General features: G+C 69.5%; 10 protein-coding genes. 6 read left to right on the forward strand and 4 right to left on the reverse strand.

All coding sequences use genetic code 11. The features are described 5' to 3' along the window. The first annotated feature begins 45 nt into the window (after positions 1 to 45). On the forward strand, positions 46 to 510 hold the full coding sequence (locus tag CBR61_RS14845; RefSeq protein ID WP_157696630.1) for a hypothetical protein: 465 nt from the start codon (positions 46 to 48) through the stop codon (positions 508 to 510). 109 nt (positions 511 to 619) lie between these two features. On the opposite strand, the gene CBR61_RS14850 is transcribed toward CBR61_RS14845, so the two are convergent. The 3 genes from CBR61_RS14850 to CBR61_RS14860 form a co-directional block, all read right to left on the reverse strand. Next, positions 620 to 1435: a ferredoxin--NADP reductase gene (locus tag CBR61_RS14850; RefSeq protein WP_088915077.1), complete on the reverse strand. Its 816-nt coding sequence runs from the start codon at positions 1433 to 1435 to the stop codon at positions 620 to 622. A 134-nt stretch (positions 1436 to 1569) separates the two neighbouring features. Beyond that, on the reverse strand, positions 1570 to 2619 hold the full coding sequence (locus tag CBR61_RS14855) for a Fe(3+) ABC transporter substrate-binding protein (protein WP_088915078.1): 1050 nt from the start codon (positions 2617 to 2619) through the stop codon (positions 1570 to 1572). Positions 2620 to 2684: 65 nt separating this feature from the next. Then, on the reverse strand, positions 2685 to 3704 hold the full coding sequence (locus CBR61_RS14860; RefSeq protein WP_233996753.1) for an ABC transporter ATP-binding protein: 1020 nt from the start codon (positions 3702 to 3704) through the stop codon (positions 2685 to 2687). Between the two features lie 23 nt (positions 3705 to 3727). Between CBR61_RS14860 and CBR61_RS14865 the strand changes: the two genes are divergently transcribed. From CBR61_RS14865 to CBR61_RS16940, 5 genes are all read left to right on the forward strand, one after another. Continuing rightward, on the forward strand, positions 3728 to 5410 hold the full coding sequence (locus CBR61_RS14865; protein WP_233996754.1) for an ABC transporter permease: 1683 nt from the start codon (positions 3728 to 3730) through the stop codon (positions 5408 to 5410). 156 nt (positions 5411 to 5566) lie between these two features. Continuing rightward, the gene (bchI, locus tag CBR61_RS14870; protein WP_088915080.1) at positions 5567 to 6568 is read left to right on the forward strand and encodes a magnesium chelatase ATPase subunit I; all 1002 of its coding nucleotides are present in this window, start codon (positions 5567 to 5569) and stop codon (positions 6566 to 6568) included. Continuing rightward, positions 6565 to 8250, forward strand: a complete 1686-nt coding sequence (locus CBR61_RS14875) for a magnesium chelatase subunit D (protein ID WP_088915081.1) — start codon at positions 6565 to 6567, stop codon at positions 8248 to 8250. The genes bchI and CBR61_RS14875 overlap by 4 nt, the downstream gene beginning before the upstream one ends. Next, positions 8247 to 9119, forward strand: coding sequence for an alpha/beta fold hydrolase BchO (gene bchO, locus CBR61_RS14880; RefSeq protein WP_088915082.1), 873 nt, complete (start codon positions 8247 to 8249; stop codon positions 9117 to 9119). Before CBR61_RS14875 ends, bchO begins: the two co-directional genes overlap by 4 nt. Positions 9120 to 9135: 16 nt before the next feature. Further along, the gene (locus tag CBR61_RS16940; RefSeq protein WP_157696631.1) at positions 9136 to 9297 is read left to right on the forward strand and encodes a hypothetical protein; all 162 of its coding nucleotides are present in this window, start codon (positions 9136 to 9138) and stop codon (positions 9295 to 9297) included. Between the two features lie 30 nt (positions 9298 to 9327). On the opposite strand, the gene CBR61_RS14885 is transcribed toward CBR61_RS16940, so the two are convergent. Beyond that, positions 9328 to 10422, reverse strand: coding sequence for a phytanoyl-CoA dioxygenase family protein (locus CBR61_RS14885; RefSeq protein ID WP_157696632.1), 1095 nt, complete (start codon positions 10420 to 10422; stop codon positions 9328 to 9330). Positions 10423 to 10501 lie beyond the last annotated feature (79 nt).

Raw genomic sequence — 10501 nt, forward strand, 5'->3', positions numbered from 1 at the left:
CCTCCGACTATTGCCTCCGATCCCCGCCTGCGCCATCATCCTGTGATGAAGTTAGCTTATACAATTCTGATGCTTGTCAGCGGTGCGGCATGCCGGGCGCACACCGCAGAGCAGACTGCAGTCATGCAGGCGATAGAGGCGGCTGTCGTGCTGCCTGAGGGTGCGGGCGCGCTCGATGAGTATTCCCGGAATTACGCTGTGGGGCCCGACGGCAAGGTCTTGGCCCGCTATGTCATTCCGAGTGAATCCTCGGTTGCCGATGAAGACCATGGTTGCGAGGTAATGCTCGCGAACTTCGACTCGCGCCCCTGCACCGACGAGGAAGTGGCAGAGATGGTCCGCGACGATCAGGCTCGCGCTGAAAGAATTGGCAAGGCCGGCCAGTCCCGCTGGCTTGAAAGCTACAGCGAATTGCCGTTCGTCCTCGATGCCGGCTGTGGCCTCATCGAGATTGTCTACAATCCGCACTCAAAGCAGATCGAGCGCGCGGAATGCAACGGAGAAGCCTGAGGGACATCTTCTCAACACCCGGACTTGATCCGGGCCCAGGCTTCCTATTGGCAACGTCAACTCGAAGCCAGCCAAACTCCGTGTCAAGCACGGGGCGACGGGAGGGGGCTCACCCCACAAACGCCCGTTCGATCACGAACTGGCCCGGCTTGTTGTTCGCGCCCTCCTCGAACCCGCGCCGTTCCAAGTCAGCGGCGTGGTCCTTGATCATCGCCATCGAGCCACACAGCATCACCCGGTCTTCTTCCGGCACGAAGCGCTGCGGGCCCTTGGACTGTTCGAACAGACGCCCGTCGTCGATCAGCTGCTGGATGCGGCCCTGGGTGCGGAAGCTCTCGCGGGTCACGGTCGGCACGTAGATCATCCGCGCGCGGTCTTCGTCTTCGAGCAGCGGGTCCCCTTCGAGCTTGCTCTCCAGCAGCTCGCGATATGCCAGTTCGGCAACGTGGCGCACCGAATGGACGACGATCACTTCCTCGAACATCTGGTAGACCTCGGGATCGCGCACGAGGCTCATGAAGGGCGCAAGGCCGGTGCCTGTCGAGAGCATGAACAGCCGCTTGCCCGGCAGCAGCGCGTCGGTGACGAGCGTGCCGGTCGGCTTCTTGCCGAGGTAGATGGGGTCACCCACCTGGATGTGCTGGAGGCGCGAGGTCAGGGGGCCGTCCTGCACCTTGATCGACAGGAACTCCAGCTCCTCGGCATAGGACGGCGAGGCGACCGAATAGGCGCGCAGCAAGGGCTTGCCGTTGTCGCCGGGCAGACCGATCATCACGAACTCGCCCGAACGGAAGCGGAAGCTCGCGGGCCGCGTCATCTTCAGCGTGAACAGCCCTTCGGTCCAGTGATGGACGTAGGTGATCGTTTCCACGGAGAGCGCCGCGCTCTCGGTGAACTGGTCGCGGTCGATGATGGGCTGGTTCAAAGCGGGCCTCGGATACAGGTCTGCGCCGCGGGGGATGCCGCAGCCGGAAATGGGGGCGCAAATGGACGACAAGCGCGCGCCCTTCAAGACAGATTAGCGTTAGGGCGTGAAAGCGGGCCTTGAATTGCGCCAGATCAATTCCAGCCGGCGCGGTCGAAGATCCGCACCGCCTCGGCCTGCCCCTTGCCGATGTCGGCGACGCTCAGCGTGTCCGACTTGAAGCTGCCGAGCCGCTCCACGGCCGAATTGGCCTTGAGGCCGATGGCCGCGGGGTATTCGTTGTTGCCGTCGGCGAAGTAGCGCTGGGCGCTCTCGGAGGTCAGGTACTCGAGGAACTTGACGGCATTCTCACGGTTGGGCGCGGTCTTGATCAGCCCTGCGCCGCTGACGTTGACGTGCGTCCCGGTGCCCGCCTGGTCGGGGAAGATCACCCCGACCTTGTCGAAGATCGCCTTTGCCCCGGCATCGCCCCCAGCATAGCGCGCGAGGTAATAGGTGTTGACCACGGAGATGCGGCACTGCCCCGCCGCGACCGCCTCGATCATCGCGGTGTCGTTGCCCTGCGGCGGCTGCTTGAAGTTGGCCACGACGCCCTTTGTCCATTGCTCCGCCGCGTCCGCGCCCTTGTGGGCGATGATGCTGGAGAGCAGCGAGATGTTGTAGATGTTCGAGGACGACCTCATGCAGATCTGGCCCTTGAACTTCGGATCGGCGAGATCGGCGTAGTTGGCGAGGCCCTCGGGCGCGCCCTTGGCCTTGTCGTAGATGATGATCCGCGCGCGGGTGGAGAGGCCGAACCACAGGCCCTGCGGGTGGCGCAGGTTGGCGGGCAGGCGCTCCTTGAGCACCGCCGACTCGACCGGCGCGAGGATGCCCGCCTCCTCGGCGCGCCACAGCCGGCCGGCATCCACGGTGATCAGCAGGTCCGCCGGGCTGAACTCGCCCTCGGCCCCGATCCGCTCGATCAGCGCGTCGGCATCGGCCTCGATGCGGTTGACCTTGATGCCGGTTTCGCGGGTGAAGTCCTCGTAGAGCGCCAGATCGGTGTCGTAGTGGCGCGAGGAGTAGATGTTGACTTCGCCGGTGATCGGCACCGCCTCGCCCGCGTCCCCACCCTCGCCGGCACAGGCGGCGAGCGTGCCGAAGCTGATACTGGCAAGGGCGGCGAGGAAGATCGGTTTCATGGGAGAGAGGCTTTCGGCTGATTTGTTGCGAATGACTTGCAATATTATTCAATGCCGCGCAAGGCCTAATGCCGCGCAAAGGCGCGCACGCTGCCGGGATCGGGGACCACGCTGTAGGTCTTCGCGGGATCGACCGGCAGCGCGGTCTCGACCGTCACGCCCGCGCCCTCGGCACCTTCGAGCAGCACCCGCGACCGCGCGCCGAGGGGGTGGACGTCGCGCACCCGGCAGCCGCGCACATCGGCAACCGGCACCAGCCGGTCGGCCTGCACCAGTAGATCGAGCGCGCCTTCATCGGGCACCTCGCCCGCGAGGCTTGCCAGCGGCCACAGGCCGAAGGGGGTGTCGAGCCCTTCGCCTGCGCGTCGCCCTGCGATCACCTGCGCGCCCCCGAAGATCGCGCCGACGGCGGCGGTGGCGGGGGCATCGTGCAGTTCGGGCGGGGTGCCGAACTGGACGATGCGGCCTGCCTCCATCACCGCGATCCGGTCCGCGATGTCGAGCGCCTCGGCCGGGTCGTGGGTGACCAGCACCACCGTCGTCCCCGCCTCGCGCAGCAGGATGCGGCACTCGCGGCGCAGGGCCCGGCGCAGCACGATGTCGACGCTGGCGAAAGGCTCGTCCATCAGCAGCACCTGCGGGCCCGGCGCCATCGCCCTTGCGAGCGCGGCGCGCTGCTGCTGGCCGCCCGACAGCTCGTGCGGATAGCGTGCGCCCATGCCGGCAAGGCCGACCCGCGCCAGCCACGCATCGGCCTCGCCCGCCCGTGCGCGGGGCAGGCCGAAGGCGACATTGGCGGCCAGCGTCATGTGCGGGAACAGCGCGCCGTCCTGAAACACCAGCCCCACGGGCCGCGCCTCGGGCGGCGGGCTGCGGCGCGCATCGGCCATCACCGCGCCATCCACCGCGACCTCGCCCTGCTGCACCCGCAGGAGGCCCGCAGCGAGCCCCAAAAGCGTTGACTTCCCGCAACCCGACGCGCCAAGCAGGCAGGTGATCTCTCCCGTCGGAGCGGTGAAGGAGATGTCCTCCAACGCCCGCACCGCACCGTAGGCATGGGCAATATGGCGAAATTCGAGGCTCAATGGCGCTGTCCGCAGGAAACGAGGTGAGCCGCCTTAGGCAAATTGCGCCCGACTCCGCAAGCAGGGCTGCGGATGGGACCGGCTGGACGCTCGCCGCACTGGCAATCGCGGGGCTCGCGGGTCTGCCGATCGCGGCGGTGCTGTGGACGGCGCTGGCGGGCGGCGGCGGCGCCGGATCGGGCGAGACGGTCGGCGATCTCGCGGCGACAGTCCTTCCAACCTACATCGCCAACACCGCCCTGCTGATGCTGCTGGCGGGCGGGATCGCGGCGGTGACCGGGACGGGCTGCGCCTGGCTGATCGCCGCGACGCGCTTTCCGGGGCGCCGGGTGCTGGGCTGGGCGCTGGTCCTGCCGCTGGCGCTGCCCGCCTATCTCGCCGCCTATGTCTATGCCGACATCCTCGATTACGCCGGGCCAGTGCAGAGCGCGCTGCGCGCCGCGACCGGCTGGGGGGTGGAAGACTATGCCTTCCCCGACATCCGCTCGCTGGGCGGGGGGGCGCTGGTGCTGGGGCTGGTGCTCTACCCCTATGTCTACCTGCTGGCGCGCACCGCCTTCGCCACCCAGAGCCTCACCCAGTTCCGCGCCGCGCGCAGCCTCGGCGCGGGCCCCTCGCGCGCCTTCTGGCGGGTCGCCCTGCCCGCCGCGCGACCCGCCATCGCGGGCGGCCTTGCGCTGGTGCTGATGGAGGTGCTCGCCGACTTCGGGGTGGCCGAGTATTTCGCCATTCCCACCTTCTCTACCGGCATCTTCAGGAGCTGGCTGGCGATGGGCGACAAGGCGGCTGCGCTGAAACTCGCGGCGGTGATGCTGCTTTTCGTGATCGCACTGGTCGCCTGGGAGGCCCGCACCCGGCGCGGGCGTAGCGACAGCCGCGACGGGCTCGCTGCGCGGGGCGTGGATGCGGAGCCGCTGGTCGTGCTGTCGCCGCTCGGCAAGGGGCTGGCGCTCGCCGCCTGCGCTCTGCCGGTGCTGCTCGGCTTCGTGGTGCCCGCCGCCTGGCTCGCCAGCCTCGCCATGAGCGAGACGGCGCGCGCCGCCGCCGGGGATCTCCCGACTTACCTCAGGGGGAGCCTGTGGCTGGGGCTCGCTACTGCGCTGCTGTGCCTTGCCTGCGCGCTCCTGCTCGCCTTCGCCCGCGCCCGCTCGGCATCGCGCGCAGCGGCGGGGGCGATCCGGCTGGCGACGCTCGGCTATGCTCTCCCCGGCGCGCTGCTCGCGGTCGGCCTGCTCGCGCCGCTGGGCGGGTTCGACGTGAGCATGGCCCGGTTCGCGCGGGACAGCCTGGGCTGGAGCGGAGGACTGCTGCTGACGGGCACAAGCGCCGTGCTGGTCTATGCCCTCTCGGTGCGGTTCCTGACGGTCGCCTACAATACCGTCAGCGGCGGCCTCGCCCGCATTCCCCCCAGCCTCGATGCCGCCGCAAGGAGCCTCGGCGCGGGCCCTTCGCGGGTGCTGGCGCGCATCTATGCCCCGCTCCTCGCCCCCAGCCTCGCGGGCGCTGCGGCGCTGGTGTTCATCGACACCCTGCGCGAGCTGCCCGCGACGCTGATCTTGCGCCCCTTCAATCTCGAGACCCTCGCCACCCGCACCTACCGCCTCGCCAGCGACGAGCGGCTGGTCGAGGCAGCGATCCCGGCTCTGATCCTGCTCGCGGCGGGCCTTCTGCCGGTTCTGGTGCTGAACCGGCTGGGGAAGCGGTAAGACTCCTCCTCCTTTCGTGTCGAGCGAAGTCGAGACACCCTACCTTGCAACCGGCCTCTCGACTTCGCTCGAGGCGAACGGAGACTGAGAAAACTGTCTAGCCAGCTTGTCACTGGACTTGTCCAAACCTTCGCGAAGGTTCACAAGGTGAGCCGCATGGCACGCTTTCCTTTCTCCGCAATCGTCGGTCAGGACGAGATGAAACAGGCGCTGCTGATCGCGGCGGTGGATCCGAGCATCGGCGGGGTGATGGTGTTCGGCGACCGCGGCACCGGCAAGAGCACCGCCGCCCGCGCCCTCGCCGGCCTGCTGCCGCCGATCATGGCGGCGGAGGGCTGCCCCTATGGCTGCTCGAAGGAAGACCAGGCGCGCTATTCCGATGTCTGCGGCACCGGCAGGATGGTCAAGCGTCCCGTCCCCTTCGTCGACATGCCGCTGGGGGCGACCGAGGACCGGGTGATCGGCAGCCTCGATCTCGAAAGGGCGCTGCGGTCGGGCGAGAAGGCGTTCGAGCCGGGGCTGTTGGCGAAGGCCCACCGCGGGTTCCTCTACATCGACGAGATCAACCTGCTCGAAGACCATCTGGTCGACCTGCTGCTCGACGTGGCGGCCTCGGGCGAGAACGTGGTCGAGCGCGAGGGGCTGTCGGTGCGCCACCCGGCCAAGTTCGTGCTGATCGGCAGCGGCAACCCGGAAGAGGGCGAACTGCGCCCGCAGCTGCTCGACCGCTTCGGCCTCTCGGTCGAGGTGCGCACCCCCAAGGACATCGAGACCCGCATCGCGATCATGAAGCTGGTCGCCGAGAACGAGGCCGACCCGCAAGGCTTCGCCGCGCGCTGGGCGGAGGCGGACGAGGCCATCCTCAAGCGCGTCGCCAAGGGCAAGGCGCGGCTTCCCAAGCTCACCCCCGGCGAGGACGTGCTGCGCGATGCTGCGAACCTGTGCCTTGCGGTGGGCGCGGACGGCTTGCGCGGCGAGCTTACCCTGATGCGCGCCGCCCGTGCGCTGGCAGCGTTGGAAGGCGCGAAGAGCGTCACCCGCAAGCACCTCGTCGCCATCGCGCCCTCTGCGCTCAGGCACCGGCTGCGCCGCGACGTGCTCGACGAGACCGGCTCCACCGTGCGCATCACCCGGGCGATTGCCGAGCTGTTCGGATGATCGCGGAACCCGCCGATCCGCTCGACGATGCGGTGCTGGCGGCGCGGCTCTTCGCTCTGGCCCCCGCGACCTTCAAGGGCCTTGTCCTGCGCGGCCCCGGCCCGGCACGCGAGGCGCTGGTCGCCGCCCTCGCCGAGGCCGTGCCCCTGCGCCGCCTGCCCGGCCATGTCGACGACGAGCGGCTGCTGGGGGGGATCGATCTTGCCGCCAGCCTCGCGGCCGGAAAGCCGGTCCGCCAGACCGGCCTGATCGAGGAAGCGCGCGGCAGGGCGCTTATCGCCGGAATGGCCGAGCGGATGGACACAGGCGTTGCCGGCCGGCTCGCCCAGGCGCTCGACGAAGGCGGGACGGCGCTGGTCCTGCTCGACGATGCCGCCGAGCCCGACGAGGCGCCCCCGGCGAGCCTCACCGAACGGCTCGCCTTCCCCTGCGACCTTGCCGCCTCGCGCCGCTGGCAGGGGGTGACGCTGGAGCCTGCCCGGGGGAGCCTCGCGGCGGTAAGGCCGCTCGATGAGGCCGACCTCAGGGCGCTGGCGGCGACCGCCGAGGCGCTGGGGGTCGACAGCCTGCGCGCCCTTGTGTTCGTTGCCGAGACGGCGCGGGGGCTGGCAGCGCTGGCGGGGCGCTCGGTTACGAACACATCCGATCATGCGGGGGCGGTGCGGCTTGTTCTTGCCCCGCGCGCCACCCGCCTCCCCCCGCAGGAGGCCCCCGAGGCCCCGCCCGAGGAGCCCCCGCCCCCTGATGGATCGCCCGATACGGAATCCGACAACGACCGCCAGCAGCCCGAGCCCGACCTCTCCGAAATCCTCGTCGAGGCCGCCCGCGCGGCGATCCCTGCCGGGCTGCTCGAGCAACTCGCGCAAGGCAAAGCCCCGCGCCGCGCCTCATCGAGCGGGACCGGGCAGAAGCGCAAGGCGGCGACGCGCGGCAAGCCGCTCGGCGCGCGGGCCGGGATGCCGCGCGGGGGCGCGAAGCTGGCGCTGATCGACAGCTTGCGCGCCGCCGTCCCGTGGCAGGCCGTCAGGCGGCGCGAGACCGGCGCGGACACCGCCGGCCCGATCATCATGCGCAAGGAAGACCTGCGCATCCGCCGCTTCGAGGAGCGCGCGGCCCGCGTGACGATCTTCGCGGTCGACGCCAGCGGCTCGGCGGCGGCGGCGCGGCTGGCCGAGGCCAAGGGCGCGGTCGAGCTGATGCTGGCGCAGGCCTATGTAACCCGCTCGGAGGTCGCACTCGTGGCCTTCCGGGGCACGAGTGCCGAGCTGCTCCTGCCCCCCACACGCTCGCTCACCCGCGCCCGGCGCACGCTGGCGGAACTGCCAGGCGGGGGCGGAACGCCGCTCGCGCTGGGCCTGAACGCCGCGCGCGAGGTGGCCGAAGCGGTGATCGCCCGCGGGCGCAGCGCCGCCCTGGTGATCCTGACCGACGGCCGCGCCAACATCGCCGCCGACGGCTCGCCCGGTCGCGTGCAGGCTGCCGCCGATGCCGAGACCGCCGCCAAGGCCATCGCGGCGCGCGGGATCGACGCGCTGGTGGTCGACATCTCCGCCCGCCCCGGCCCGGAAGGCGCGACCCTCGCCAGGGCGCTCGGCGGCCGCTTCCTCGCCCTGCCCCGCGCCGATGCGCGGATGCTGCAGGCGGCGATCAACGCCGTCCAGCCGGTCGGCAAGGCGGCATGAGCGCGCTCGACTGGAATGCCGAGGGCCTGATCTGGCCGCACCGCGAGGCGAGTTCCTTCGTCGAGGTGGGGCGCACCCGCTGGCACGTGCAGCGCATGGGATCCGGCCCGCCGCTGCTGTTGCTCCACGGCACGGGCGCATCGGTGCATTCGTGGCGCGGGCTGATGCCGCTGCTGGCGTCGGATTACACCGTGATCGCCCCCGATCTGCCCCGCCACGCCTTCACCACCGGCCACGATGCCTATGCCATGAGCCTGCCCGCGATGGCGCGCGAGGTCGCGGGGCTGCTGAAGGCGCTGGAGATCGCGCCCGAGGCCATCGTCGGCCATTCGGCGGGGACGGCGATCGCGCTCCAGCTCGGGCTCGATCACGGCTATGGCGGGCCGATCGTCGGCCTCAGCGCGGCGCTGCGGCCCTTCCCCGGACCCTTCGCCCAGATCTTCCCCGCCGTCGCCAAGGCGCTGTTCATCAACCCGCTGGTGCCGCGCATCTTTGCCGGCACGGTCGATCTGACCGGCGGCGCGGGGCGGTTCCTGTGGCGCTCGACCCATTCGCGGATCGATCCGGCGGGGCTGGCCTGTTACCGCACCCTGCTCAAGCACCCCGGCCATGCTGGCGGGGCGCTGGCGATGATGGCGAACTGGGACCTGCCCGCCCTGCGCGAACGGATGGGAGACGTCCGCAATCCCGTGCTGCTGGTGCACGGCGCCAACGACCCTGCGATCCCGCCCGACTGGGCGCGCGATGCCGCCGGCTGGCTGCCCGATGCCCGGCTGGAACTTCTCCCCGGCCTCGGCCATTTGGCTCACGAGGAAGCCCCCGGCGAGGCCGCAGCCCGGATCGCCGCCTTCCTCGCGGAGCAAGGTTAGGAACGGGAACGGCGCGATGGGCAATTTCGGCTGGATCGAGATCGTGCTGTTCTACGGCCTCGCGATCGGCTTCGGCGCGTGGCAGTGGATCGCGATGGACCGCAAGCTCAAGCGCACCCGCGCCGAAAAGGCCGCGCGCGAGGCGACCGAGCAGGACACAGCCCCGCCTCCTGCCTGATGCCCGGCCACGGCTTTCGTGGCGGCGCGATCACTCGGCCGGGATCTGCTCCAGCTGCTCGGCTGCCTTGGGCAGCACCGTGAGGGGCGGGAAATTCAGCAGATCGCCGAAGGTCAGGGGCTGCGCGATCAGCGAGGGATGCGGCGAATAGCCGTCGAACAGGTATTCGGGATCGATGATGTCGCGCGAAATGCTCATGCCGTAGAGACGCCGCGGGTTCGGCGAGCGGTTGTCGGGTCCGGCATGGATCGTGTCGCTGCGGAACACGATCACCGTGCCCTTGCGCGGCGCGGTCCGCACGATGTGGAAATTGTCCCTGATGGCCGCGCGGTGGCGATAGAGATCGCGCAAGGTGCGTGGTCCGAAGGTATTGAGGCTCAGATGCGTGTTCCGGTTCGTCAGGAAACGCAGGATATTGGGCTGGTATTCGTCCCACTTGGTCGAGAACACCCGGTCGCGGAATTCGCCCGGCGCCAGGGACGCGCCCCGGCCCTTGCGCATGTCCCACAACTTCCGGAAATTGTGGCGGAAGACGTGGATGTTCGACCAGACCATGAACAGGTCCATCAGCTCGAGGCCCAAGCCGCCATGCCGTTTCTCGACGCCGGCATACTTGTGGGTGCCCGGCACGAACACGGTCCCGCCCTGGTCCTCGGAGACATCCTCGAAGGCCGCGAAGAAGCTGAGCACGTTGGGCGGATCGCGGTGGAAATACTGGTGCGACGAGCCCAGATAGCTGGTCAGGGTGACCGCTTCGAGCAGCCGGTGGGACGGGCGGCAATATTCCGAGATCACGCCTTCGAGCCGCTGGCACAGGGTGCCGGCGAAGCTGTTGAGAAACGGCGTGGAGGGAAGCGAGCAGAAATCCCGGCGCTTGTAGCGGTTGTCGGTTTCGCTGGCGAAGGTGCACAGGTTGCGCTCGGGATCGTCGGCGGCCTGGCGGACCATGTCGAGCGCGGCATCGGCTTCCTCGTGCGACAGCAGATCGGTGAAGATGACGAAGCCGTATGTGTCGATCTTGTCGACAGCTTCCCGGGCGCAGTGATCCGTCAGCTTGCCGCCTGCGTTGAGCACGGCAGGCACTTCGAAAAGCGACGTGTCGTTGGAGATGTTCAATCCGTTCATGCCCGTCTGCCCCGTAAACATCCGGCATTTCCCGCAAGTGGTCTGCCGATTGTCGTCAGGTCCTCGGGTGGCAGAGCAT

It is taken from the genome of Porphyrobacter sp. CACIAM 03H1 (assembly GCF_002215495.1).
In the GTDB taxonomy this organism is placed as follows: domain Bacteria; phylum Pseudomonadota; class Alphaproteobacteria; order Sphingomonadales; family Sphingomonadaceae; genus Erythrobacter.

Excerpts from the sequence above, each read along its gene's own strand:
- CBR61_RS14845 (WP_157696630.1), top strand. The coding sequence starts at position 46 with ATGAAGTTAGCTTATACAATTCTGATGCTTGTCAGCGGTGCGGCATGC.
- CBR61_RS14855 (WP_088915078.1), bottom strand. The coding sequence starts at position 2,619 with ATGAAACCGATCTTCCTCGCCGCCCTTGCCAGTATCAGCTTCGGCACG.
- bchI (WP_088915080.1), top strand. The coding sequence starts at position 5,567 with ATGGCACGCTTTCCTTTCTCCGCAATCGTCGGTCAGGACGAGATGAAA.
- CBR61_RS14875 (WP_088915081.1), top strand. The coding sequence starts at position 6,565 with ATGATCGCGGAACCCGCCGATCCGCTCGACGATGCGGTGCTGGCGGCG.
- bchO (WP_088915082.1), top strand. The coding sequence starts at position 8,247 with ATGAGCGCGCTCGACTGGAATGCCGAGGGCCTGATCTGGCCGCACCGC.
- CBR61_RS16940 (WP_157696631.1), top strand. The coding sequence starts at position 9,136 with ATGGGCAATTTCGGCTGGATCGAGATCGTGCTGTTCTACGGCCTCGCG.
- CBR61_RS14885 (WP_157696632.1), bottom strand. The coding sequence starts at position 10,422 with ATGAACGGATTGAACATCTCCAACGACACGTCGCTTTTCGAAGTGCCT.